Origin of the sequence: Vibrio sp. Vf1514, from assembly GCF_052076135.1 — a bacterium.
GTDB lineage: Bacteria > Pseudomonadota > Gammaproteobacteria > Enterobacterales > Vibrionaceae > Vibrio > Vibrio furnissii.
This window is the reverse complement of sequence record NZ_CP197267.1, coordinates 1,807,079-1,833,108: the sequence shown is the minus strand read 5'-3', so window position 1 is coordinate 1,833,108 and position 26,030 is coordinate 1,807,079. Positions and strand designations below refer to the sequence as shown.

At 51.6% G+C, this 26,030-nt stretch carries 22 protein-coding genes and 1 pseudogene; 13 read left to right on the top strand and 10 right to left on the bottom strand.

Features of this window, described 5'->3' with window-relative positions; genetic code table 11:
* Positions 1-78: 78 nt before the first annotated feature.
* Positions 79-921 carry a formate transporter FocA gene (focA, locus tag ACS18Q_RS08450; protein WP_004725484.1) on the top strand — a complete coding sequence of 281 codons (843 nt, stop codon included), beginning with the start codon at positions 79-81 and terminating at the stop codon, positions 919-921.
* Between the two features lie 212 nt (positions 922-1,133).
* On the opposite strand, the gene ACS18Q_RS08445 is transcribed toward focA, so the two are convergent.
* Positions 1,134-1,934 (bottom strand): ABC transporter permease, encoded by an 801-nt coding sequence (locus ACS18Q_RS08445; protein ID WP_004725486.1) that lies wholly within the window; start codon positions 1,932-1,934, stop codon positions 1,134-1,136.
* A 418-nt stretch (positions 1,935-2,352) separates the two neighbouring features.
* On the opposite strand from ACS18Q_RS08445, the gene torE reads away from it, so the two are divergent.
* Genes torE through torA form a run of 3 tightly spaced genes read left to right on the top strand, consistent with a single transcriptional unit; the run spans position 2,353 to position 6,249 of the window.
* Complete coding sequence (torE, locus tag ACS18Q_RS08440) at positions 2,353-2,529, top strand: trimethylamine N-oxide reductase system protein TorE (RefSeq protein ID WP_004725488.1); 177 nt, start codon at positions 2,353-2,355, stop codon at positions 2,527-2,529.
* A 49-nt stretch (positions 2,530-2,578) separates the two neighbouring features.
* Complete coding sequence (gene torC, locus ACS18Q_RS08435) at positions 2,579-3,763, top strand: pentaheme c-type cytochrome TorC (protein ID WP_038151039.1); 1,185 nt, start codon at positions 2,579-2,581, stop codon at positions 3,761-3,763.
* A 23-nt stretch (positions 3,764-3,786) separates the two neighbouring features.
* On the top strand, positions 3,787-6,249 hold the full coding sequence (torA, locus tag ACS18Q_RS08430; protein WP_441256920.1) for a trimethylamine-N-oxide reductase TorA: 2,463 nt from the start codon (positions 3,787-3,789) through the stop codon (positions 6,247-6,249).
* A 31-nt stretch (positions 6,250-6,280) separates the two neighbouring features.
* Here the strand turns inward: torA and ACS18Q_RS08425 are convergent, their stop codons facing one another.
* Complete coding sequence (locus ACS18Q_RS08425; protein WP_441256919.1) at positions 6,281-7,045, bottom strand: substrate-binding periplasmic protein; 765 nt, start codon at positions 7,043-7,045, stop codon at positions 6,281-6,283.
* Between the two features lie 207 nt (positions 7,046-7,252).
* Between ACS18Q_RS08425 and ACS18Q_RS08420 the strand changes: the two genes are divergently transcribed.
* Positions 7,253-8,992 (top strand): glycoside hydrolase family 36 protein, encoded by a 1,740-nt coding sequence (locus ACS18Q_RS08420; protein ID WP_441256918.1) that lies wholly within the window; start codon positions 7,253-7,255, stop codon positions 8,990-8,992.
* 116 nt (positions 8,993-9,108) lie between these two features.
* On the opposite strand, the gene ACS18Q_RS08415 is transcribed toward ACS18Q_RS08420, so the two are convergent.
* Complete coding sequence (locus ACS18Q_RS08415) at positions 9,109-10,308, bottom strand: putative manganese transporter (RefSeq protein WP_441256917.1); 1,200 nt, start codon at positions 10,306-10,308, stop codon at positions 9,109-9,111.
* 182 nt (positions 10,309-10,490) lie between these two features.
* Between ACS18Q_RS08415 and ACS18Q_RS08410 the strand changes: the two genes are divergently transcribed.
* Both ACS18Q_RS08410 and ACS18Q_RS08405 read left to right on the top strand, forming a co-directional pair.
* On the top strand, positions 10,491-11,396 hold the full coding sequence (locus ACS18Q_RS08410; RefSeq protein ID WP_004725500.1) for a manganese-dependent inorganic pyrophosphatase: 906 nt from the start codon (positions 10,491-10,493) through the stop codon (positions 11,394-11,396).
* 88 nt (positions 11,397-11,484) lie between these two features.
* Entirely contained in the window at positions 11,485-11,874 is a 390-nt protein-coding gene (locus ACS18Q_RS08405) for a DUF2750 domain-containing protein (protein WP_004725503.1), read from the top strand.
* On the opposite strand, the gene ACS18Q_RS08400 is transcribed toward ACS18Q_RS08405, so the two are convergent.
* The 7 genes and pseudogenes from ACS18Q_RS08400 to pspF all read right to left on the bottom strand — a co-directional run bounded on the left by ACS18Q_RS08400 (position 11,875) and on the right by pspF (position 19,044).
* Positions 11,875-12,642, bottom strand: coding sequence for a DUF2927 domain-containing protein (locus ACS18Q_RS08400; protein ID WP_441256916.1), 768 nt, complete (start codon positions 12,640-12,642; stop codon positions 11,875-11,877).
* Positions 12,642-13,430, bottom strand: a complete 789-nt coding sequence (locus ACS18Q_RS08395) for a peptide ABC transporter ATP-binding protein (protein ID WP_004725505.1) — start codon at positions 13,428-13,430, stop codon at positions 12,642-12,644. Before ACS18Q_RS08395 ends, ACS18Q_RS08400 begins: the two co-directional genes overlap by 1 nt.
* A gap of 2 nt (positions 13,431-13,432) precedes the next feature.
* Positions 13,433-14,421: pseudogene (locus tag ACS18Q_RS08390) on the bottom strand (peptide ABC transporter ATP-binding protein).
* On the bottom strand, positions 14,421-15,308 hold the full coding sequence (locus tag ACS18Q_RS08385; RefSeq protein ID WP_441256915.1) for an ABC transporter permease subunit: 888 nt from the start codon (positions 15,306-15,308) through the stop codon (positions 14,421-14,423). The pseudogene ACS18Q_RS08390 and the gene ACS18Q_RS08385 overlap by 1 nt, the downstream one beginning before the upstream one ends.
* Complete coding sequence (locus tag ACS18Q_RS08380; RefSeq protein ID WP_004725511.1) at positions 15,295-16,257, bottom strand: ABC transporter permease; 963 nt, start codon at positions 16,255-16,257, stop codon at positions 15,295-15,297. Before ACS18Q_RS08380 ends, ACS18Q_RS08385 begins: the two co-directional genes overlap by 14 nt.
* Positions 16,257-17,879, bottom strand: coding sequence for an ABC transporter substrate-binding protein SapA (sapA, locus tag ACS18Q_RS08375; protein WP_014204927.1), 1,623 nt, complete (start codon positions 17,877-17,879; stop codon positions 16,257-16,259). The genes ACS18Q_RS08380 and sapA overlap by 1 nt, the downstream gene beginning before the upstream one ends.
* 136 nt (positions 17,880-18,015) lie before the next feature.
* Entirely contained in the window at positions 18,016-19,044 is a 1,029-nt protein-coding gene (pspF, locus tag ACS18Q_RS08370; RefSeq protein WP_441256914.1) for a phage shock protein operon transcriptional activator, read from the bottom strand.
* 288 nt (positions 19,045-19,332) lie between these two features.
* On the opposite strand from pspF, the gene pspA reads away from it, so the two are divergent.
* From pspA to ACS18Q_RS08340, 6 genes are all read left to right on the top strand, one after another.
* A complete protein-coding gene (gene pspA, locus ACS18Q_RS08365) occupies positions 19,333-19,998 on the top strand; it encodes a phage shock protein PspA (RefSeq protein ID WP_004725518.1) in 666 nt (221 codons plus the stop codon).
* A gap of 32 nt (positions 19,999-20,030) precedes the next feature.
* On the top strand, positions 20,031-20,264 hold the full coding sequence (gene pspB, locus ACS18Q_RS08360) for an envelope stress response membrane protein PspB (RefSeq protein ID WP_004725520.1): 234 nt from the start codon (positions 20,031-20,033) through the stop codon (positions 20,262-20,264).
* Positions 20,257-20,646 (top strand): envelope stress response membrane protein PspC, encoded by a 390-nt coding sequence (pspC, locus tag ACS18Q_RS08355; protein ID WP_004725522.1) that lies wholly within the window; start codon positions 20,257-20,259, stop codon positions 20,644-20,646. The genes pspB and pspC overlap by 8 nt, the downstream gene beginning before the upstream one ends.
* A gap of 126 nt (positions 20,647-20,772) precedes the next feature.
* Positions 20,773-21,813, top strand: a complete 1,041-nt coding sequence (locus ACS18Q_RS08350; protein ID WP_038151046.1) for an efflux RND transporter periplasmic adaptor subunit — start codon at positions 20,773-20,775, stop codon at positions 21,811-21,813.
* A gap of 1 nt (position 21,814) precedes the next feature.
* Entirely contained in the window at positions 21,815-22,891 is a 1,077-nt protein-coding gene (locus ACS18Q_RS08345; protein ID WP_441256913.1) for an efflux RND transporter periplasmic adaptor subunit, read from the top strand.
* Positions 22,884-25,982 (top strand): efflux RND transporter permease subunit, encoded by a 3,099-nt coding sequence (locus ACS18Q_RS08340; RefSeq protein WP_275722296.1) that lies wholly within the window; start codon positions 22,884-22,886, stop codon positions 25,980-25,982. Before ACS18Q_RS08345 ends, ACS18Q_RS08340 begins: the two co-directional genes overlap by 8 nt.
* Positions 25,983-26,030: the final 48 nt, after the last annotated feature.

Here is a 26,030-nt window from a genome sequence, read left to right as displayed (position 1 = left end):
TGCAAAATAGCCCTTGAATAAAAGAGGAAATCGGGCGATTATCCGCCACTCTTCTGAATGTATCAAAATGTAACAACTATGAACCTCAACCAATTCGACTCTTTATTGCCGCCGCAAATGGCTGAACGTGCTGCAGATACGGGGGTGGGCAAAGCGACTAAAGCGGCCTACAAATCGTTCCTTCTCGCTATCTCCGCAGGTATTCATATCGGTATTGCTTTTGTCTTCTATACAGTCGTGACCACAGGCGCGCAGGACATGCCTTACGGCGTGACCAAGCTGCTGGGCGGACTGGCTTTCAGTTTAGGCCTGATTCTGGTTGTGATCACCGGTGGTGAACTGTTTACCAGTAGCGTGTTAACGCTGGTGGCCAAAGCGAGTGGTAAAATCTCGTGGATGCAGTTGGTCAAGAACTGGATCGTGGTTTACTTCGGTAACATGGCGGGCTCCATTCTGCTGGTGATTATCATGCTGGCAACCAAACAATACATGGAAGATGGCGGTTTGCTGGGTCTGAACGCGATGGCGATTTCCCAACATAAACTGCATCACACCTTTATTCAGGCGTTTTCTTTGGGCCTGATGTGTAACATTCTGGTGTGTCTGGCGGTATGGATGACGTTCAGTGCGCGTTCCCTGACCGACAAAGTGATGGTGATGATTCTGCCTGTGGCGATGTTTGTGTCGTCCGGCTTTGAGCACTGCATTGCGAACATGTTCCAAGTGCCTATGGCAATCGGCATTAAATACTTTGCGCCGGAAGCGTTCTGGCAAATGACGGGTGCTGACATTGCACAGTATGCCGACCTCAACTTTATGACGTTCTTCGTCAACAACCTGATTCCGGTGACGTTGGGTAACATCGTCGGCGGTGGGGTGTTTGTCGGTATGTGGTACTGGCTGATCTACTTAAAAGACTGATGCGATAATCGCGAGTTGATGATCAAATGAATGAAAAACGCCACTTTGTGGCGTTTTTTGTTTTTCACGGTTATCCACATTTTCTGTGGATAACTTGTTTTAAAGCAGGTGCGTAACCTTAAATGGATGATTTATGTTGCAAAAGCTGCACAAGGATTGTGCGTGATCTGCACTGGGTTGGCGCGTGTCGTGGCAACTGTCCCCCTTGCATTTTATTCACTGTTTTCATCGGTAAAGCGCACTTTTACTCGTCCTTCTTTGCTCAATGCAACGCGTAGCGTGAGATGCACGGATAAAGTGAGCGAAATATTCAGCATCACGAAAATGGCGATCATGATCAGTAATTGGTACTTGATGGCGATGAGGGGGGATGTGCCGCCTAAAATTTGACCAGTCATCATGCCGGGGAGGGTGACCAACCCGGTTGCGGCCATCGACGCCAGCAGTGGCGCACTGGCTTTGCGCAGCGCGCTGCGTACAAAACCGCGTGATGCATAAATCGGTGATGCGCCTAATGATAACGCGCCTTCGTATTCCGCGCGCCGCTCTTGATATGCGGTAAATAGATTTTGCAGCGCAACGATGTTGCCACTGAGACTGTTGCCCAGCAGCATGCCTGCCAGCGGAATCATGTATTGCGCGCTGTACCAAGGCGTGGGTTGTACCACCGCCACACACAGCAAAATAATCAGAGGAAACAACCCGACCGCCAGCCCGATGACAATCGGCCCAATGAGCATGGTCACGGGCAGTTTGGCTTTGGAGACAATTGAACTGGCGCCCACCCCAATCATGACCATTAACCACGCCAAATTAACCCACAGGCTATTGTGCTCGAACAGGTATTCCAGATAGATCCCCACCAGAAGCAGTTGTAATGCCATGCGTCCAATCGACCACAACATCTCTTTGCCGATATCCAGTTGGTGGTAGGCGTTCACCGCGAGCGGAATCGCGAGCAGGGTGCTAAATAGCGCCAATTGCCACCACGAAATATCGACCACACCGTTCATTTTGTTCTCCTCTGTTTTTCTGCTTAATTTAGCAGGAAATGAGGACGTTTATCAGAAAGTTTTTAAAACATCACTGAAACAAAATAATAACAAATTCGATAAAATTGAACTCGAAAAGAGAATGGTCTTGATGATTTTACATCGCTCTGAAATACGGAAAGTTAAAAAACATGATGTATTTTCTTGCGCTAATAACAATATTATTTTTTCATATCTGTTCATATTCTTTAACACGATTTTTTAATTCAACACATCTCCGTTCAAACTCAAAAAACTATTGAATAACAAGGGTTGAACGCAGTAATTCGATTGAACCTTACTAATTTTATGGTTTAGCATTTTGCCCAATAAATAACGAACAAGTGATGACTCAATTCGTCAGTTGTTCAAAATACCTTCAATTTAAATGGGCAATTGTATGCGTGATGTTAATAAAATTGAGGGCGGTGAAAAACGCTCTCTGGAGTGGAAGTCATTCCTCTTCATCACTGTCGTTCTGTTTCCGATTTTGAGTGTCGCGTTTGTCGGCGGATATGGATTCATCGTTTGGATGCTTCAAATGTTCGTCTTCGGACCTCCGGGCGTGCACGGCTAATGGTCGTTCACTTTTCCCTCTGCTCAACGACATTTTAAGAGAACGAAACATGAAATCTTTAATCGTAAAAATGTGGCGTACCATGACGCGACCAGCAGTACACATCAGTTTGGGTGTACTGACCATGGGTGGTTTTATTGCTGGGGTGATTTTCTGGGGTGGGTTCAATACCGCGCTGGAAGCCACCAACACCGAAGAGTTTTGCATTAGCTGCCATACCATGCGCGACAACGTGTATGTTGAGCTGCAAGAAACCGTGCACTGGAAGAACCATTCCGGCGTGCGAGCCACTTGTCCGGATTGTCACGTACCGCACGACTGGACCTCTAAAATCGCCCGCAAGATGCAGGCTTCGAAAGAGGTGTTTGCCCAAGTCTTTGGCGATCTGGGTACGCCTGAGAAATTCGAAGAGCGTCGCATTGAGTTAGCCAAGCATGAATGGGATCGCTTCTCGGCGAATAAATCCCTCGAATGTAAAAACTGTCACAACTACGACTCGATGGACTTTGAACAAATGTCGCCAACCGCGCGCATTCAGATGAAGCAAGCGGCAGAGCGGGATCAAAGCTGTATCGATTGTCACAAAGGCATCGCGCACAACCTGCCGAAAAATATGGACAGCTCTGGTGGCCTGATTGGTGAACTGGAAGGCATGGCCTCGAACACCGATTATGCTGGCGGCGAGACGCTGGTCAGCGTGCGTCATCTGCCACTGTATGAAGATGCGCAAGCCCAAGTTGAAGCGGGGCTGCTCAACCCAGCATCGCAAGTCAAAGTGTTGTCTGAGAAGGGCGACATGATGCAAGTCGAAATCTCGGGCTGGCGTAAAGCGAAAGGCTTTGGCCGCGTGATTCAGGAAGATTTCGGTATGAACATCGCGGTGGGTTCACTACTGAAAGACGCCGCGCAATCCGATGCGATTGTGACTGTGGGCGAGAAGAAAGTCGATGATCTGACCGGACTGCCTTGGGAAGAAGTGACCGCCAAAGTGTGGATGAAGAAAGAAGCGATGCTCAATGATGTGCAACCGGTGTGGGAAAAAGCGCGTGAAGCATACAAAACCAACTGTTCGGTATGTCACACCCAACCGGATGAAGCGCACTTCGATGCCAACACTTGGCCGGGCATGTTCGACGGCATGCTGGCATTCGTGAACTTCGATACCGACAGTGAAGCGCTGGTTTTGAAGTACTTGCAAAAACACTCTTCAGATTTTGCTGAAGGTCACCATTAATCTGCGTCTTACGGAGTCAACCCATGGCGATTACACGAAGAAGTTTTCTAAAAGGTGTGGCAACCACCAGTGCGGCGTCGATTATTGGCCCAAGCTTGCTGACACCAATCACGGCTCAGGCCGCTGAAACCACCGGTACCTGGAAAGTGTCGGGTTCACACTGGGGCGCGTTTCGCGCCCAGATCTACGGTGGCAAGGTTCAGGCCATTCAACCGCTGGAAACCGACAAACACCCGACCGAGATGCTCAACGGCATCAAAGGCATTATTTACAGCCCATCGCGCGTGCGTTACCCCATGGTGCGCCTTGATTGGCTGAAAAAGCATAAATACAGCGCTGAAACCCGCGGCAATAACCGTTTTATCCGTGTCACTTGGGATGAAGCGATTGACTTGTTCTACCGCGAATTGGAACGCGTACAGAAGCAATACGGCCCTTGGGCACTGCACGCGGGTCAAACCGGCTGGAACCAAACCGGCGCATTCCACAACTGTACGGCGATGATGCAGCGCGCGGTAGGCATGCACGGCAACTACATCACCAAAGTGGGTGACTACTCGACCGGTGCTGGCCAAACCATCATGCCGTACGTGTTGGGTTCGACCGAAGTGTACGCACAAGGCACCTCATGGACGGAAATCCTGGAGCATTCCGATAACATCATTTTGTGGGCGAACGATCCGGTGAAAAACCTGCAAGTGGGTTGGAACTGCGAAACGCACCAATCCTTTGGCTATCTCGATCAACTGAAAGAGAAAATCGCCAAGGGCGAAGTGAATGTGGTTTCTGTCGATCCGGTGAAGAACAAAACGCAGCGTTTCCTGCAAAACGATCACCTGTACATCAACCCACAAACTGATGTGGCGTTTATGTTGGCGGTCGCGCATGTGCTGTACACCGAAGATCTTTACGACAAGAAGTTCATCAGCACTTACTGTTTGGGTTTTGATGACTTCATTCAATACGTGTTGGGGAATACCAAAGACAAGATTGAACGCACGCCAGAATGGGCGGCGAAGATTTGTGGCGTGACGCCAGAATCCATTCGCGATTTCGCCCGGATGTTAGTGAAAGGTCGCACGCAGTTGCTGTTCGGCTGGTGTATTCAGCGTCAGGAACATGGTGAACAGCCGTATTGGATGGGGGCAGTGTTGGCGGCGATGATCGGTCAGATCGGCCTGCCGGGCGGCGGCATTTCGTACGGTCACCATTACTCGGGCATCGGTGTGCCTTCGACCGGTTTTGCAGGCCCGGGCGGTTTCCCGCGCAACTTGGATCAAGGCGCCAAACCGAAATGGGACAACACCAATTTCAACGGTTACAGCCGCACGATTCCGGTCGCGCGCTGGATTGATGCGATTCTCGAACCGGGTAAGAAAATCAATCACAACGGTAACACCGTGACGCTACCTGGCTTCAAAATGATGGTGATTTCGGGCAACAACCCGTGGCATCACCACCAAGATCGCAACAAGATGAAACGTGCGTTCCAGAAACTGGAAACCGTGGTCACGATTGATTTCAACTGGACGGCGACTTGTCGCTTCTCCGACATCGTACTGCCAGCCTGTACGCAGTGGGAGCGAAACGACATTGACTCGTATGGGTCGTATTCCGGCAAAGGTCTGATTGCGATGCACCGCTTGGTGGACCCGATGTTTCAGTCGCGAACCGACTTTGAAATCATGACTGAGCTGACACGTCGTTTCGGCCGCCATGAAGAATTTACACGCGGTATGGACGAAATGGAGTGGGTACGCTCGCTCTACAATGACTGTAAAAAAGCCAACGAAGGCAAGTTTGAGATGCCAGAATTCGATGAGTTCTGGGAACAGAGCGTGCTGGAGTTTGGCGAAGGCAAACCGTGGGTTCGTCATGCCGACTTCCGTAAAGACCCAGAGATCAACGCCTTGGGTACGCCGTCTGGCTTTATCGAAATCACCTCTCGCAAGATTGGTCGCTACGGCTACGAACATTGTCAGGAACACCCGATGTGGTTTGAGAAAACTGAACGTTCACACGGTGGCCCGGGATCAGACAAATATCCGTTCTGGCTGCAATCTTGCCACCCGGATAAACGTCTGCACTCACAGATGTGCGAATCCGAAGCGTTCCGTGCCACTTATGCGGTACAAGGTCGTGAGCCGGTTTACATCAACCCGATGGATGCCAAAGCCAAAGGCATCAAAGCCGGTGACTTGGTGCGCGTGTTCAATGGTCGTGGTCAGCTACTGGCGGGCGCGGTGTTGTCAGACAGCTACCCACGCGGCGTGATTCGCATTGAAGAGGGCGCGTGGTACGGCCCGCTATCTGAGAAAGAGGGCGCGATCTGTACTTACGGTGACCCGAATACGTTGACGCTTGATCTGGGTACCTCAGAGTTGGCGCAGGCCACCTCAGCCAATACTTGTATCGTGGATTTTGAGAAGTTCACTGGTAAGGTGCCGCCTGTGACCTCTTTCGGTGGCCCGATCGAAGTCGCCTAGCGTTGCCGTATTCTTGATGATAAAAGCCAGCTCAGTGAGCTGGCTTTTTCTTGTTCGGCACGTCAGTGTCGTACTTATGCAAGATGGCCAAATAGGCCCCGCTGGCTTGAATGGTTTTCAGCCCGCGGTTGAACGCATCCAGATACGTTTGGGCGTTGGGGTTGTCTCGGGCCACCATGATGTACAACGGGCTCAAAGACACTGGAGGCTGAATATAGTTGAAATCCTCGGAGGGAATATTATTTTCGGCCATGGTCCAGCGCGCCACACGTTCATCTTCAATAAAAAGATCGACCCGCCCGGTGTGAACTTTGCGAATGCTGGAGAGAAGATCGCTCGACGGCACCCGCTTAAACCATGGACTGGCCATAAAATCATCGTCATACGCGTAGTTTTCGATAATCCCGACGGTTTTGTCTTTCAAATCTTCAAAGTTGCCGAAATAGACTTGTTGGTCTTTGCGTGCGATCAAATGGATTTCTGTGTAGAGGTAAGGATCGGAAAAGCGCAATTGAGGCTCGCGTTGCGCTGAATACCATGCCGCGATGACAATTTGGTCGCGACCATGTTGAATCTCTTTTAATGCGCGTGACCAAGGCTTGATGTCGAGTTCTAACTGATAACCTTGGCTGGCATAAGCTTGTTGAGCAATTTCAACCGAAATGCCCGGATAATCTGATGTATCAATGATATACGGTGGCCATGCATCTTGCACCGCATGAATGATGGGGGCTGACCATGCAGACGATGAACATGAGAGTAGCGCACTGAGCAGAAAACAAAATCGGGGTCGCAAAACACATTCCTAGCCTGAGAATATGACGCTGAGTGTAGTTCATTTGTTCAGTCCTCGACGAGTTTGCAGCGTCGATTGTGACTAGAATCACCGCTGGCTTTTTCGCCAAACGAACCAACGTTTTTGTGTTTCGTGACGTTGATAACTTATAGCGTGGACCAATCACACGATACTCAATCAGTAAAGACCATGAATTTTGAGGATGATATGACTCGACTCACACTCGATAATTTACGTGAGGTCGCGATTTTGCAGCCGCTGGATGTGGGCGTTCATCTGCATCGCAATGAGCTTCACTTTGAATATATCGGCCTGCATAACACACCGCTGAGTGCTCGCTACCCACTGTGTAAAACGGTGCTTGATGTGGAATCGGACGCCAAGATTTTGGGCGACGGATTCCAAATGCTGGCGCAAACGGCTGGCACAGTGAGCCAAGTCGAAGATGTTGGCCGCTGCCCAGACAACAACCTCAGTTACCGTATTTATGCCGCCGATGCGCCGAAACGCTTTTACAACTATTTGGTGATTGAACACGCCAATGGTTACCTGCTGTTTGGCTTTACTTCGTGTCAGCGTTTTGCTGGGTATTTTGAGATTGAACCGCACCAAGGGCAGTACGGCGTGACGGCTTATCTTGATGGCGAAGGCAGTGAACCGCAATCCTGGGCATCGAATCGGTTGGAATCGGTCGTCATGTTGGAAGGCGAGTCACTGCCGCAGCTTTACCGTGACTATGTGCGTTATATTCATGCGCATCATCCGCCGCGGCCGAATTGTCAGTCTGATGCGCCTGTCGGATGGTGTTCGTGGTATGCCTATTATGCGGATGTGAATGAGCAGCACATTCGAGACAACGTTGACGCCATGCAAGGCGAGTTGGACGCATTGAAATGGGTGCTGCTGGATGATGGCTATCAAGCGTTTATGGGCGATTGGCTCACGCCATCGACTAAATTCAGCGCCGGTGTGAAACAAGTGGTGGCGTCTATTCGCCAACGTGGGAAAAAGCCCGCGATCTGGATGGCGCCTTTTATTGCTGAACCGAATTCAACGGTCTTTCGCGATCATCCGGAATGGTTTGTGCGTCATGCCGATGGCACGCTGTTGAAGGCTGAAGACGTGACCTATGGCGGCTGGCGCTGCACACCTTGGTATATTCTCGATGGTTCCAACCCACACGTACAAGAACACCTGACGCAGGTGGTGCGCACGATGCGAGAAGAGTGGGGCATTGAGCTGTTCAAGCTGGATGCCAACTACTGGGGAACGTTGAAAGGCAAACGGTATCAGGCAGGCGTCACAGGCGTAGAAGCCTATCGTATGGGGATGCAGGCGATCATTGACGGCGCGCAAACGGCGTGGATTTTGGGGTGTAACGCCCCCATGTGGCCGTCGCTGGGGCTGGTGGATGCGATGCGCGTCTCGGATGATGTTGAGCGTCATCCGCATCGGTTCCATCAAATCGCCCGCGAAACGTTTTACCGCAGTTGGCAGCATCGCCAGTTGTGGCAAATTGATCCCGATTGCTTAACGCTCACGTCTCTACCTAATCAGGCGACCGATCGGAACGCCTATGAGTTTCATCGGAACGTCATACTCTCCGCCGGCGGTCTGCTGTTGTCCGGCGACCCACTGCCAGAGCTCACCGCATTTGCCAAAACCAGCCTGCAAAAGCTGATTGCACGCCATAGGCAGACGCAGGAAACGGCCAAAGTGACGTCGCTCTCACTCAATCGCACGTTCTTAAAACTCAATGAAGTGAACGATCTGCATTGCTTGTTTAACTTTGGCGGGGATGCGTGTGAGTTTACGCTGATTGCCAGTCAACCCGTGCGTTGGTATGACTTTTGGAGTGGCGAATCGCTGAGTGATGAGGCGACGCAAGTCCTGCTGGTGACGCTGCCAAGTGGACTACACAGCCGAGCCATTGTCACCGCATGCTGAATGCAAAGGGAGCGTGGCTCCCTTTTTCTTTGTTTAGAGAACATCAGGTTTAGAGAAAATCAGATATAGATAAAATTAAGGCGCGAGAAAATCCCCCAGCTTGGCTGGGGGCGGTTTCAGAGTTCAAATAACCAGTAATAGCCGTAGCCGACAACAATGGCGGGAATGGCGGTGTAAAGCGTGGCAAAAAGCGCAGCTTTGGGCGCGAGTGCGATGGCGGGAAAGAGTGCATCGCCGTCGTTGGAAATCGCATTCGACAACTGGGTCGACAGCGGCACACTGCCCGCCAGATACAAACTGGTGATCAGAATTTGAGGGCCGCAGCCAGGCAACATGCCCACTAAAATGCCGACTGCCGGCATCCAAACGCCCCAATGTTGCCACTCTTGGCTCACTTCCCAGCCGGTGAAATGGTGGGCCAATTCAAACGCAAGAAATGCCAGAATGACCCAAGCACTGACGAAGTTGGTGTCTTGCGCGGCCTTTTGTAGGGGATGCGCTTGGCGGGTTTTGCAATCTTCACTCACGGCATCTTGGTAGGTGTCGAGTTCGCGTGTCAGCGCCCACAGCAGTATACTCACCACGGCCAGCAGTGCGCCCAGCCATTCGATGGTCAACTCAGGGAAATCCAGCTGCGCATTGATATCGATTTGGAACGATTGTGCAAAGGCGACCAGAGAAGCGGGCACAAGCAACCATTTCCAGAACGTGCCTTGCAGATTGAGCGCGGTTTGCGCCAGCGGTGTTTCGGGGGCATGCGACACTGAATCCGGCAGCTTCTCTTGCTTGGGTCGCATGAAATCATCACGATGCAGCGCGTTGACAACCAACCCCGTGACGCAACCGGTCACAATGCCGACGCCGATAACGCCCAGCCCGGTTAAGGGCTGACTGGCGAGCAGCAGAAACGCCGCATCGCCCATGGTGGCAGTGAGCACTGCCACCAGTGACCCAAAGCCCACTTTGCCGCTGACAAACTGTGTGGTGACGACAATGGCACCGCCACACCCGGGCAGAGCGCCGAGCAATGATGCGATGAGCACTTGCACCTGACGTGATTGATGAAAGGCAACCACAAAGCGGTTGGTTCCATTCACCCAACGGGATACATAGTGATAAATGGCTAATGTCAGGGCCACATAAGTGGACACGGCCCAGAACGAATCGGATAAAGTCTGCACCGCGAGTTCGCGTGTGTTTTGGCTGAGTAACAGCATCATCAACGCAACGGGCAGCAACAAGCGTTTGTATCCCAAATGGAGCGGAATGAACTGCTGGGAGAGCGCGGAGAAGTTAGGCAGTTTGATTGAGAACATAATGGCCACCACGAGAATGCGAATAATTCTCATTATATGCAAATGTGTTTAATTCGCAATAGCGTAAGTTGCGTCCAATATCGACTTTTTTTGATTTAGCTCCATGCACAAATCATTCAGTTGCGTACAGTGACAGCCTTTGTGAGTGATGCCCTCAAAACGGGAAAAGAATAGGAAAGACAATGATTTTAGTAGTAGGTCATAAAAACCCGGACAGTGACAGTATTTGCAGTGCGTTGGTTGCCGCTGAATTATTAAAAGCACGTGGTTTGGAAGCAAAAGCGATTCGCCAAGGTGAAATCAACCGCGAAACCCAACACATTCTAGCGGCGGCGGGTGTGGAACAGCCAGAGCTACGCACCAGCGTGGCGGGTGAGCAAGTGTGGTTGGTGGATTACACCGATTTAGCGCAAGCACCGGATGACTTAAATGACGCTGAAATTCTGGGCATTGTCGATCACCACCGTTTGGGTGATGTGATGACGGTGAACCCATTGGAAGCGTGGATCTGGCCTGTTGGCTGTACCAGCACCATTTTGTTTAACCTGTTTAAGATGGAAAATGCCACCATCAGCCAGCCAATGGCGACCCTAATGATGTCGGCGATTTTGTCTGACACGGTCGGTTTTGCATCCCCAACATGCACCCAAAAAGATAAAGATGCCGTGGCGGCGTTGGCACCGCTGGCGGGTGTGACGGATCTGGATGGTTTCATTCGCGCGCTGCTGATTGCAAAAACTGACATCGCAGGCTTGAGTGCGGCTGAACTGGTCGAGAAAGACCTGAAAGCTTATCCGTTTAACGGTCGTGAGCTGGTTGTGGGTCAAGTTGAATTGGCCACGCTGGATCAAGTTAGCGACATGATCGATGCGCTGGACGCAGATCTGCAACGTCGTTGCGACGCTGACCAACTGGCGCTCGCGGCGTTGATGCTGACCGACATCACCACGGCACAAACTCGTCTATTGTTTAAAGGCGAGTGGGCTGAAAAACTGGAAAAACACTGTGTCGATGGTGTGCTGATGATGGAAAACACCCTCAGCCGTAAGAAACAAGGTTGGCCTTGGCTACAGGGCGAACTGGCTTAATTGTTCAATTCGGGTATCATGCCCACGTAAATTGACGGTTTGAACGCTCGCAGCCTGTTGCTGTGAGCGTTTTTATTTGGAGACCAACATGGCCAATGCATTGAGCGCGGAACAAATCGCGACCATTAATCAGTACGACCAAGAGCAGCGCTTTACGTACTGCATCAAAGAAATCGTTGCCAATCAACAGGTGTGGATTCTGAAAGATGAACACGGTTGTGTGATGCTTAACACCGAAGATGATGACTGCGTCCCCGTATGGCCAAACCGTGAGTTTGCCGAAGCGTGGGCGACCGGTGACTGGGCGGAGTGCGAAGCGGAAGCGATTTCACTCAACAAATGGCGCAGCCGCTGGACCAGTGGTCTGGAGCAAGACGATCTGTCGGTGGTGGTGTTTCCAAACGACAATGAAGAAGGCGTGGTGCTGTTCCCTGATGAGTTTGATTTTGAACTGAACAAGCAAAACGCTCGCCGTTAATTACGGCAGCCAGTCATACAAATCTGACGAATGTGATATCTGGACGGCCTGCGCAAGCACGCCGTCTTTTTTATAGCGTTGAATCAGCGTTCGAAGAATCGGGCGAACTTGCTGCTCGCTCATGCCGGGTTTGAGTGCCGGTTCATACAACAGTTTGAGTAGAATCACGTCGAGTGGCGACAGCAGAGAGTCCGGAGTTTTATCGTTAAAAATCGAGGGGTAAGCTTGCTCTGAATCGTTCGGCAGCCCCATCACTTGAGTGACTTCTTCCACTACGCACGCCAGCAATTTACCGTGGCTACGCGCTTGGTCGGCCGGAATCACAACCGCCGCCGAAACAATCTCATGTGTGTCGTTGCGCGTCCGATAATTTCCTAAGCACACGGCGCCATAGATGTGTTTGGCCGCGGCAGCGCCCATTTCACGCTGCACATCATTTTTCCAATGGGATTGCTGAGTGAAGACCCAAATCAGATTGGCGTCCCGACGATGGGCGACTTGGGTGATGGAATGACCCGTCACCCGAGCCAAATGTTTGAGCTGCGCTAGGGCCAACGCTTCATGCAGATCGCGATCGGCCACTTTGTGTTCGAACCAGACTTTGATGGGTTGATGCCATTTCACCAGCGGTTTAGCGCCCGCTGCGTATTCGTTACGCAGCGCGACCTGAACAAACGCCTGTTCAATGAATGCCGTGTCTTCCCACGTATTGGCACTCCAGGCCAGCGGCGAAAAGAGCAGGGCAGTCACAAGCGGCCAAATACGCATTACTTAAAGCACGGCGCCTTGTTGAAGTGGCTTTCCACCATTCGTTGTGTGATGGGGTGCTGCGGCTCGGAAAGGACTTCAAGTGTGTCACCAAATTCCACCACTTCGCCTTCATGCATCACCATCACTTTGTCGGTAATGTGCTTGATGACTCCAATGTGTTGCGACACATAGATAAACGACACGCCCATCTCTTCTTGCAGTTCTAGAAACAGGTTGATGATTTGCGAGCGCATCGCCATGTCCAAACCATTGAGCGCTTCATCCGCGACGATGATGGACGGTTGCAGGATCAGTGCGCGCGCCAAGCAGACACGCTGCTTTTGGCCAGTTGCCAGCATTTGTGGGTAGAAATACGCATGCTCCGGCAGCAAGCCGACACGTAGCAGCGTATCTTTGACTCGCTTCATGCGCGCTTCCGGTGTCATGTTGGTGTTTCGCTTCAACGGACCTTCCAGAATTCGACCGATCTGAATGCGCGGATTCAGCGAGGTGTTGGGATCTTGGAAAATCATGCGAATCAATTTACAGCGCGTTGAGTAATCTTCGTGCTCTAACAGCTCGCCGTTCACGCGGATTTCGCCGCTGGACGGTTCCACCACGCCAGCCAACATGCGCGCCAGTGTCGATTTCCCGGAACCGTTCTGGCCGATAAAGCCGATGGTTTGCCCCGCATCCAACGTGAAGCTCACCGGTTTGACGGCGTGATGCACTCTCTTGCGGAAGATGCCGGAGCGGGTAACGAAGTCTTTGGATAAATTACTGACTTCTAACAGTGAATCACTCATGACTACGGCTCCATGTTTAACGGAAAGTGGCAAGCAAACTTGTGGTTTTTCACCCAGCGCGTGTGTGGCACTTCAACACATTGACGCTGTGCGTACGGGCAACGTGGCCCAAACGGCAACCAATGGGTAAGTGTTGCAGCGGGGGAATGGAGCCGGGCAGCGATTGCAATTTCTCTTTGTGGGGAATCCAGTCGCTGAAGTCGGGCATGGCGCGCAGCAGCGCAACCGTATACGGGTGTTTGGGTTCGGCCATGATTTTTTGCGTGTCGGCTGATTCCACTGATTGACCGCAATACATCACGGTGATGCGGTTCGCCCACTGCGTAATGGTGGTTAAGTCATGCCCGATCAGCAGAATCGAGGTATTGTTGACCTGATTCATGCGGCTCAGCAAACGCAGAATCTGCGACTGCGTGATGGGATCAAGGTCGTTGGTTGGTTCATCGGCAATCAAGAGTTTTGGCTTAGCCGCAATGGCCATCGCAATCATGATTTTTTGACACTCACCATCCGTCAGTTCGTACGGATAACTGCCCATCACTCGGCGGTGATCTTTAATGCCGACTTTATGCAGCAGGGCGATGGCTTGACGTTTACGCCAAGTAAATCGCTCCCACCAACGGCCTTCAAAGGTACGAGATGGAATCGACTCGATGAGCTGTTTGCCCACCTCTTCTGACGGGTCAAGACAGGTGGATGGTTCTTGGAAAATCATGGCAATGTCGCGCGCAATCACGCGGCGACGTTCCCGAGGGGTGAGTTGCAGCAAATCAATATTGCCAAGGCGCATGCGGTCGGCGGTGATGCGCCAGTTCTCTTTGCCCACGCCAACGATGGCTTTGGCCACCAAACTTTTACCCGAGCCGGATTCACCCACCAAGCCACGGATTTCCCCTTCGTTCATGGTCATGCTCATGCGGTCAACCGCTTTCACAAGACCTTGCGGTGTATCTATCTCAATCGTGAGGTGACGAATATCAAGTAACGGCATCATTCGACTCCTGCATTCAGTGCTTGACGGACGCCTTCGCCCACCAAGTTAATCATGACCACGGTGTACATAATCGCAATCCCCGGCAGTGTGACCGTCCAAGGGGCCAGATAAATCAGCTCGACGGAATCACCCAGAATCGCGCCCCATTCGGTGCTCGGTGCTTGCGCGCCCAAACCCAAAAAGCCCAGCGCCGTGATGTCTAAAATCGCAATCGACAATGCCATGGTGATGTCTGCGGCAATCACGGGCAACACATTGGGCAAAATGGAGTGCCACAACAGGTACGAATCATTGGCACCATCGAGGCGTGCGGCCATCACGTAATCTTTCTCTACTTCATTATGTACGGCAATGTAGAGCGAACGGATGAATCGCGGGATCAAGGCCAAGCAAATGGCGAGCAGAATATTGAATTCACCGAAGCCAAGGAAAGCGACGAAGATGATCGCCAGCAGCAGCGACGGAATCGACATCACGGTATCCAGCAGGTGGTTCAAGGTGCTCGACAGCAAACCGCGCGTCATGCCTGCCAAAATGCCGATGCCACAGCCAATCACGGTGGCGATGAGGGTAATGATGATCGCCGCACCAAAGGTAAGGCGCGAGCCATCAATCAGGCGCGACAAAATATCGCGGCCTAAATCATCGGTGCCGAGGAAGTATTCAACGGTGCCGGCAGGATCCCATGAGGGCGGGATCAGTAACTCGCCCGATTGCATGTGTGGATCGTGCGGCGTAATCCAGTACGACGTCAGGGTGACGATGACAATCAACACCAAGCACCACAGGCCAAACATCGCCAAGTTGTTCGCTTTATAGCTGCGCCAGAAGCGCTCGAACTGAGTCGGGATATGCTCTTCCTGATACACGCTATTTGTTAGCATACCATTCCTTCCTTACCAGCGGGTTGATCATCGCGCCAATCAGATCTGAGAGAATATTTGCGGTGAGCACCAAAGCGCCGACGGCAATCACGCCAGCTTGAATCGAAACATAATCGCGGTTTGACAAGGCATCCAACAACCAGCGGCCGATGCCCGGCCAGTTAAAAATCGACTCGGTGATGATCGCCAGCGTGAGCATGCTCGATAGCTGAACGCCGAATTTGGGAATGATGGGAGGAATCGCGTTGCGCAGCACATGCTGAATCACGATCTGGTAGTAAGACAAACCTTTGATCCGCGCTGCGCGAATGTAGTTTTGGCTCATGATGTCGGCAACGGACGAGCGCATCAGTCGAATGACCTGTGTCGTCGGGGCCAGTGCCAGCACCAAACATGGCAGAATCATATGTTCAATCACGCTTTGCAGCGCGTAGTTGCGATAGGCGCCTTTGGCCAAAAACGCATCGATTACCGCAAAACCCGTCACGTGTTCGACTTGGTAAAGTAGGTCATAACGCCCTGCAACCGGCAGCATTTCATATTGCAGCGAGAACACCATGATGAGCATCAGGGCGACCCAAAACAGCGGCGCAGAATACCCAGACATCGATGTGAACGAGATGAGGGTGTCGAGCCATTTCCCTTGCTTCATGCCAGCAATCGTGCCGATAGGAATCCCCACCAACAGCGACAGAATGAAGGCGATTAAACAGAGTTCCAATGTGGCAGGAAACACCAATGCCAGTTCTTCTATAATCGGCACACCACTTTTGTTGACGCCAAAGTTCAGTTGCAGCAATTCAGAGATGTATTCTGACCAACCCGACCAGAAATCGGCAATGGCCCACGGCGATTGGGGATCAAGCCGCAGCAAGCTGTAGCCAACCAGCGTCAGGATCAGCAGGGTAATGACAAAGAGGTTAAAGCGGCGGACTGTGTAGTTGAACATTATTCCGTAACCCTCTCAACATGATTGAATGGTTCGACGTTGAAAGGGCTGAGACGAAAGCCCGTGAGCGTTTTGTTGTACGCTTTAAACTGCATACCGTGAGCCAAAGGAATCACAGGAAACTCCTGATTCAGAATATTTTGCGCCTGTTTGTAGAGGTTGAGGCGATAGCGCGGTCGTTCCACTTCCAGCGCCAAATCGAGTAGGAAGTCAAAGTCGCTGTTGCACCACATGGCCACATTCAGCCCAGCGCGATTGGCATCACACGACAGCAAGGGGCGCAGGAAGTTGTCAGGGTCGCCTGTGACGCCAGTCCAGCCCGTCAGGAACAGGTCGACATACGAGCGCTCAGAGAGCTCGGTACGGTCGAGACGATCTTCCGGAATGAGATGCAGCGTCACACCAATATCGGCCAAGTTGGATTGAATCAGTTCGGCGGTTTTGCGTGGGCTTGGATTGTAGGCGCGCGGCTCCAGTGGTACCGACATGGTCAGCTCCAGCCCAGACTCAAACCCAGCATCACGCAGCAGCGCAATGGCGTAATTGCGATCATAACGGACTTGCACGTTGTCTTTTTGATAGGCCCACGACGTCGGAGGAAGAATGTTGTACGCCATGCTGCCCGTTCCGTAGTACACCGAATCAAGGATGTTTTGGCGGTTGATCGCAAAGTTTAGCGCTTTGCGCACGCGCACATCGTTCAAGGCCGGATGAGAGGTGTTGACCGCAATAAAGGCCACGTTCATGGCCGGTTTTGAATTCAACACAATGTTGGATTGCTTTTCGATGATTGGAATTTGGCTCGAAATCGGTGAACTCAGCACGTCACACTCATTGCGCAGCAATTTGGCCAAGGTGCCGGTGCCGCGTTGAGAAATATCAAACACCACCTGTTCCATTTTGGCCGGGCCATTCCAGTATCCGTTATGGCGACGCAGGCGCACTAAATCGTGAATCTGATATTCGTCTAGATAAAATGGGCCAGTGCCAACCGGGTGACTATCGATCAACGATTTTTCATCACGCAGGGCGAGTTGCTGTGCGTATTCAGCGGACAGGATGACGGCATGCGTGGTGGAAATATTGGATAAGAAACTGTTGTCGGCGCGACTGAGCGTAAATTTTACGGTGTGATCGTCTAGCGCAATCACATCAATCAACAGATTGGAGAAATCGATGCCCACAAACCAAGGGTAGGTGCCGTGGCTGACGTAATGATAAGGATTGGTGGTATCAATGATGCGGCGGAAACTAAACACCACATCTTCGGCGTTCAGCGTTCGTGTTGGGGTAAACCATTGCGTGGTTTGGAACTGAACACCCGGACGCAGTTTGAAAACGTATTCGGTGCCGCTACTGTTGACGGTCCATTCGGTGGCCAGATTGGCGATCGGCAAATGGGTTTCAGGGTCGAGTTTAAGCAGCGTGTCGTAAATCTGTGGGCTGAGGGCTTCAGAAGTGATACCGCTATCAACGAGTTGCGGGTTGAATGTACTCGGGCTTCCCTGACCGCAGTAGACGAATCCGCTCTGGCGAATTTTGCTATGGTCGATTTTCTCTCCACAACCTGCAAGCAGGCTGAGGCCGCATAATCCCAGCGTGAGTCGTAATAAAGTTTTCATATTGAAAATGAGTGTGAGAAACGAGGCAAAATTCAGCGCATTTGTGCCTCAAAATCCCGCTAATTTACCATTCTTTGACGTTTGAAACCAAGTGAAAAGGTTGATCTGTCTAGCTAAATCGCCAAGGAAGCTGCGCTTACTCCGACAGATCGCTCAGCAAGTCATATTTTCTGACCATGCCTCGAAATTGATGATAGCTCAATCCCAGCAGCTGTGCGGCTTGCCTTTGATTAAACTTGGCGCATTTAAGCGCATGATTCAACAGCGCCTTATCTTGATCTTCCTGCCACTGTTTGTAGTCCATCGGTAAAGTGAATTCTGCCGAACGATTTGCGCTAGGCTCGGTGCTCGAATCAAGAGCATCTTGGGTTTGAGGGCGCATTGTTGATTCCGAAAGTGTGGGGTGACCAAAAGGGTCAAACACCAGTTGTTCAATGGGATCGTCGCTTGCGCCATGTTGGTACACCGCACGTTCAATGACATTTTTCAGCTCACGCACATTCCCCGGCCATGGGTAGTCGAGCAGGGATTGAACCGCGTGGTCGGTGAATCCCACAAACATGGGCAGCGACAATTCGCGGCACATGCGAATGGCAAAGTACTCGGCCAGCAGCACAATGTCGTCGCGGCGTTCACGTAGCGGCGGTAAATGAATGACATCAAACGCCAAGCGATCGAGCAAATCGGCACGGAACTCACCGCGCTGCGCCAGTTGGGGAAGATCGGCGTTGGTGGCACACACCAAGCGTACGTTGGCGCTTAGCACCTGCGATCCGCCCACGCGCTCGTATTGACCATATTCGATCACCCGCAATAATTTTTCCTGCACGGCGAATGGCGCGGTCGCCAGCTCATCCAGAAACAAGGTGCCGCCTTCAGCACGTTCAAAACGCCCTTGATGGCGACCTCTTGAGCCAGTAAATGCGCCAGACTCGTGACCAAAGAGTTCAGAATCAATCAACCCTTCGCTCAATGTTGAGCAGTTCAACGCGACCAGCGGTTGGTCCCAGCGCTTGGATAAATAGTGCAGCCGTTGGGCAATCAACTCTTTGCCGGTGCCCCGTTCACCCATCACCAGCACCGGACGCTCAATGGGCGCGAGGCGCGACACTTTATCTAAAACAGCCAGAAACGCAGGGGATTCACCAATCAAGTTATGCTGCATGCTTCATTCCTCGCATCGATTCGTCGGGTTGGTTGATCGGGTTGGCGAAATTTACCAATAGTTAGCCAAATTTTTATCAGCATAGTGGAGCCGCCGATATGAATCAACTTAAGTGACTGAAAAATAAAGATTGAAAACTTGGCATGGATATTGGAATGGAGATAGGAAACGCTATGAAGATAGATGGGAAAGATTAGCAAAAGAGGCGGTGAAGCTGCCGCGACCACTTACCACGATTTCTCGGAGTTAGGCCTTGGGCGTGACCCCACAAGATTAAGGAGCACTATCATGGGTATTTTTTCTCGTTTTGCCGACATTGTGAATTCCAACATCAGCGCGCTACTCGATAAAGCGGAAGATCCGGAAAAAATGATTCGTCTCATCATTCAGGAGATGGAAGACACGCTGGTGGAAGTCCGCACCAACTCCGCCAAAGCGATTGCCGATAAGAAAGAGTTGGCGCGTAAAGTCGACAGCATCGATCAGCAAATTGAAGATTGGCAAGCCAAAGCCACGTTGGCACTCAACAAACAGCGCGAGGACTTGGCGCGCGCGGCGTTGATTGAGAAACAAAAATTGCAAAAGGTACTCAAAGGTTTGCATACTGAACAAACATTGGTTGAGGAAACCATTGATAAGCTAACGGGCGAAATTGCCAAACTGGAAAGCAAGATCACGGAAACGCGCGCGAAACAGCAAGCGTTGGCGATTCGCAGCCAAGCCGCAAGCAATCGCCGTGATGTGCAGCGCCATTTGCACACCAATCGCACCGACGAAGCGATGGCGAAGTTTGAACAGTATTCTCGCAAGGTGGATGAACTGGAAGCCGAAGCCGATCTGTACGCGCAGTCAGGCCAGGGCAAGTCACTTGAGCAAGAGTTTGCTGAGCTGCAAGCACAAGATGAAATTGAACACGAGTTGGCAAAGCTCAAAGAACAGATGAAACAAGACTAATCAACACCAGTTCACGAATTTAGGAGCGAGCTATGGCCTCATTTTTCATTGCAGGACCTTTGGTTGTTTTTTTGATATTTGTAGCGCCACTTTGGCTGCTGCTGCATTACCGCAACAAACGTAAAATGGAAAACGGCTTGTCACAGGATGATTTCGATGCGCTGCAAGCGCTGTCGCAAAAAGCCAAAGGGCTGGAAGCGCGCATCGACACGCTCGAACGCATTTTGGATGCGGAAGCACCGAGCTGGAGGCGACATTATGAGTAGTCGTGAACTGTATCGCGACCCGTTTAACGGCAAGTTGACGGGCGTGTGCGCGGGCATTGCCAACTATTTCGGTTTGGAAGTGTGGCTGGTGCGAATTTTGGTGATTACAGTTGCGTTGCTGGGCGGTTTCGCGCTGGTGATCATTGCGTATCTGGCGTTGTCATTGATGCTGGAAAAACAGCCTGAACAATATCGTGATTCGCTGCGCAGTCAGCAATCGCACACGTTAAAGAGTAAACCTTGGGAGCAAGGACAAACCGCACAAGCGCTGCTGCAAACGCTCGAACAAGACTTGAACCAAGTGGAAAACCGCGTGCGTCATATGGAAGCGTATGTGACATCGGAAGCGTTTAAAGTGAACCGTGAGTTCAGCAAACTATAAGTCATCGGCTCCATGTGAGCGGTATTGGATGCCGCTCTCATTTCCCTGAATTTTCTGTGTGTTTGACGTAGCGATAACTCGCTGATTCACCTATGTTTGATCTATCAATCATCATGGGTGATGAATATGCGTAAAACGATAACTTTCCTAATGGTTTCTTCTGCGTTCCTCCACGGATGCAGCAGAGAACTTCCGCCCGTTCCAGAACCGGAATCTCGTCCCGCCAAGTTAACCACCGTCTCGGTGGGCAATAATGAATTTACCCGTCAATTTCCCGCGACCAGTGAAGCGGGTGATCGCGCCGTGTTGGCGTTTCGTGTGCCCGGTCAGTTGCAGTCGATCGATGTGAATGCCGGGCAGGCGGTGAAAAAAGGTGATGTTCTGGCAACCGTGAATCCTGACGAATACGCCTTGTTGGAGAAACAGGCCAAAGCGAACTTCGTTTTGGCGGATGTGCAGTACAAGCGGTATCAAAAACTGCGTCAGGACAAAGTGGTTTCCGAACAAGATTTCGATCAGGCGCAAGCCAATCACAATTCAGCCAGAGCAACGTGGGAACAGGCAAAAGCCAATCTCAGTTACACCCAACTGCTCGCGCCATATGACGGCACCATTTCAATCATTCCCGCTGAAAACTTTGAATACGTTGCCGCCAAGCAAGGGGTCATGAATATTCAGACCAACCAAATTCTCAAAGTGATTTTCTTACTGCCGGATCGTCTGCTTAATCGCTTTGCCAGCGGCGATGGCAGCGACGTGCAAGCCAGCATGGTCTTCGATTCTTTTCCTGACATGACCTTTCCGCTCCAGTTTCAGGAAATCGATACCGAAGCGGATCCACAAACCGGCTCTTATAAAGTCACCATGGTCATGGAACGACCGACCGATGTGGGCATTTTGCCCGGCATGGCGGGCAGCGTCAAAGCATCGGTCGCCAAAGGCAGTGCGTCCACCGTACCCGTGACGGCGCTGTTTGAGCAAGACGGCCAACAATTTGTTTGGCGCGTCGACAGTGATGGCGTGGTCAGCCAAGTGCCCGTCGAACTGAATGAGCAACGTCAGGTCTTGAACGGGTTGAACGATGGCGACCAAATCGTGATTTCGGGTGTCAGCAGCATTGAAGCGGGCATCAAAGTCCGCGAATGGGTGAAGGAACGGGGGCTATAACATGATGCAGTGGCAAACCTATCTATTGGCCTCGCTGGTGGTGCTCGCCGGTTGTGGTCATCCCGACTCAACGCCGCGTGATATGACGCCAAAAGTCAAAGTGGCGAATTTAGGTAACAGTAGCAAAGACAGCCTCTATTTCCCTGCGGTCGCCAATGCTGCCGAGCGTTCGCACCTGAGTTTTCGGGTCAATGGCGAAGTTCGCAAAATCAATGTGAAAGAGGGGGACCGAGTGAATGCGGGCGACGTGATTGCCGAGCTGGATCCGACCGATTACCGACTCGATGTGGATAACGCGCAAGCACGCTATTCGGTGATCGATAGCCAGTATCGCCGTTCCAGCCCTTTGGTGGAAAAAGGCTTATTGGCGAAATCGCAGTTCGATGAAATTGCCGCGCAACGTCAAATTGCCATGGCGGAGCTGGATTTGGCGAAGTTGCGTTTGTCGTTTACTCAACTCAAAGCGCCTGTCGATGGGATCATCTCACGGGTGAATGTCGACCAATTCGAAAATGTGCAAGTGGGTCAGCGTGTGGTCAATATTCACAGCCTCGACGACATCGAAGTACTGATTCAATTGCCGGATCGTTTCCATGCCACGCAACCTACCACACAGGAACTCTCCAAAGTGCAGGCGCTGGTCAGAGTCCCGAGTGGCAATGAGTATGACGCGCGGGTCAAAGAGTTCACCACCGAGCCTGATCCGGCCACGGGCACGTTTACTGTGACACTCACGCTAACGATGCCGGAAAAAGAGTTGATTCTCGATGGCATGGCAGTGGAAGTGACCGCCAAACAGGGCGTGGAACATTTGAACCCAACCAGCACTGCGGTGGTGCCGGTGGAAGCCATTTTTAATGGGGATGGGGATGCGCTCGATCGAACGCAAAAATTTGTCTGGGTGCTGAATGCAGACAACAGTGTGTCGAAGCATTTAGTACGCTTGGGTAACGCCTCGAAAACACGGGTGCAGATTGTTGAAGGGATTACGGCCGAGGATTCGGTGGTGGTGGCGGGGCTTTCCCGATTACGTGACGGCATGACAGTGAGTGTGGTGAAGGAGATGGCCCATGAGTGAGCAAAACAATCAGCCGCAGACCGACGACGAGATTCAAGGGGTGGCTGCTTACTTCATTCGCAATCGAGTGATCAGTTGGATGGTGTCGCTGATTTTTCTGATTGGCGGCACGGCTGCATTCTTCAATCTTGGCAGACTCGAAGACCCGGCATTCACCATCAAAGATGCGATGGTGGTGACATCGTATCCGGGGGCGACGCCACAGCAAGTTGAAGAAGAGGTCACTTATCCGCTGGAAAAAGCGATTCAGCAACTGACCTATGTGGATGAGGTGAATTCGATCTCCAGTCGCGGGTTGTCGCAAATTACGGTGACCATGAAAAACAAATATGGTCCAGACGATTTACCCCAGATTTGGGATGAGCTGCGCCGCAAGGTCAATGACCTCAATGGAACGTTTCCGCCAGGAGTGAATTCGCCGCAAGTCATTGACGATTTTGGCGATGTGTACGGTATTTTGTTGGCGGTGACCGGTGATGGTTACAGTTACAAGGAGCTGCTGGACTACGTCGATTACCTGCGCCGTGAATTGGAACTGATTGACGGGGTGAGCAAAGTTTCGGTGTCCGGTCAGCAGCAACAGCAGGTGTTCATCGAAATCTCCATGAAACGTATCAGTGCGCTCGGGATTTCGCCCCAAACCGTCTTTAATTTGCTGTCGACACAGAACGTGGTGTCGGATGCCGGGGCCATTCGCATTGGCAGCGAGTACATTCGCATTCACCCGACCGGGGAATTTGACGACGTAGATAAACTCGGTGACTTGATCCTCAACGAAGGCGGCTCCACAGGGCTGATTTATTTACGCGACGTGGCGGAAGTGAAGCGTGGCTACGTGGAAGTGCCAAGCAACATCGTGAACTTCAATGGCAAACTGGCGCTCAACGTCGGGGTGTCGTTTGCTCAAGGGGTCAACGTGGTTGAAGTGGGCGAGCGGTTTGACCGCCGCTTGGCTGAGTTGAAATATCAACAACCCGTGGGCATCGATATTTCCGAAATCTACAGCCAACCGAAAGAAGTGGATAAATCCGTGAGCGGCTTTGTGGTCAGCTTAGGCCAAGCGGTCGCCATCGTGATTATCGTCTTGCTGTTTTTCATGGGGCTGCGTTCTGGCCTCTTGATTGGGTTGATCTTGCTGCTGACGGTGCTGGGCACGTTCATCTTCATGCAGTATTTCAAAATCGACTTGCAACGCATTTCGTTGGGGGCGCTGGTTATTGCACTTGGGATGTTGGTGGACAACGCGATTGTGGTGGTCGAAGGGATTTTGATTGGTACGCAGAAAGGGCGAACGCGATTGCAAGCTGCGACTGACATTGTCACGCAAACCAAATGGCCACTGCTGGGCGCGACGGTCATTGCGGTCACCGCGTTTGCCCCAATTGGTTTGTCGGAAGATTCCACCGGTGAATATTGTGGCACGTTGTTTACTGTTTTGCTGATTTCGCTGATGTTGAGCTGGTTTACCGCGATCTCCCTGACCCCATTTTTTGCCGATATCTTTTTCCGTGGTCAGAAAGTCCCGCCAAGCGATGAGGAAAACGACCCGTACCAAGGGATGATTTTTGTGCTGTACAAATCGTTTCTCGAGTTCTGTATGAAGCGCGCGTGGATGACGATGATTGTGTTGGTTGCGGGCATGCTTGTCAGCTTGTACGGGTTTACTTTGGTGAAGCAGGCGTTCTTTCCATCGTCAACCACACCGATGTTTATGGTGGATGTATGGATGCCGGAAGGCACCGACATTCGTGCCACCAACGACACGTTGCAGAAACTGGAACATTGGTTGGCCGAACAAGATGAAGCGGAAGCGGTGACCACCACGGCGGGCAAAGGCTTGCAGCGTTTCATGTTGACTTACTCGCCGGAAAAAAGTTACGCCGCCTACGGTGAAATCACCACGCGTGCAACCAGCTACGACAGCTTGGCACCGCTGATGCAGCGGTTTCGCGCTCACCTCGATGCCAATTATCCGGAAATTAACTACAAGCTGAAACAGATTGAATTGGGGCCAGGGGGCGGCGCGAAGATTGAAGCGCGTTTGGTTGGCTCGGATCCCACCATCCTTCGTGGCATTGCCGCACAAGTGATGGACATCATGTACGCCGATTCGGGAGCCTACAACATTCGTCATGACTGGCGTGAACGCACCAAAGTATTGGAGCCGCAATTCAACGAAAGCCAAGCACGACGTTACGGCATCACAAAATCGGATGTGGATGAATTCTTGGCCATGTCGTTTTCGGGCAAAACCATTGGCGTGTATCGTGACGGCACCACCTTAATGCCGATTGTGGCGCGGCTGCCAGAAGCCGAACGGGTAGATATTCGCAACATCGAAGGGATGAAAATTTGGAGCCCAGCGCTAAGTGAATACATTCCGCTGCAACAAGTGACACTCGGGTATGAGATGTTGTGGGAAGATCCGCTGGTGGTGCGTAAAAATCGCAAGCGTATTTTGACGGTCATGGCGGATCCGGATCTGCTGGGGGAAGAGACGGCGGCAACGTTGCAAAAACGCCTTCAACCCCAAATCGAAGCGATTCAACTGCCGCCGGGCTATTCGTTGGAGTGGGGCGGGGAATATGAATCGTCTCACGACGCGCAGGAATCGCTATTCCAGACCATGCCGATGGGTTACCTGTTCATGTTCCTCATCACGGTTTTCTTGTTCAATTCCGTGAAAGAACCGCTGATTGTTTGGTTGACGGTCCCGCTGGCGGTGATTGGGGTGACGACGGGCTTATTGGCACTCAACACGCCGTTTGGTTTCATGGCGCTGCTCGGGTTTCTGAGTTTGTCGGGCATGCTGCTGAAAAACGGCATTGTGCTGCTGGATCAAATCGAGATCGAAATGCATTCAGGCAAAGACCCGTATTTGGCGGTCGTTGATGCATCGCTCAGTCGTGTACGCCCTGTGTGTATGGCGGCCATCACCACCATTTTGGGGATGATTCCTTTGTTGCCGGATATTTTCTTTCGTCCGATGGCGGTCACCATCATGTTTGGTCTCGGTTTCGCGACAGTGTTGACCTTAATTGTGGTGCCGGTGTTGTATAGATTGTTCCACCATGTCAAAGTACCTGATTAAATGAACAGGTATTTCAAGCGGCCTCTTTGAAGGCCGTTTGTGTCAGTG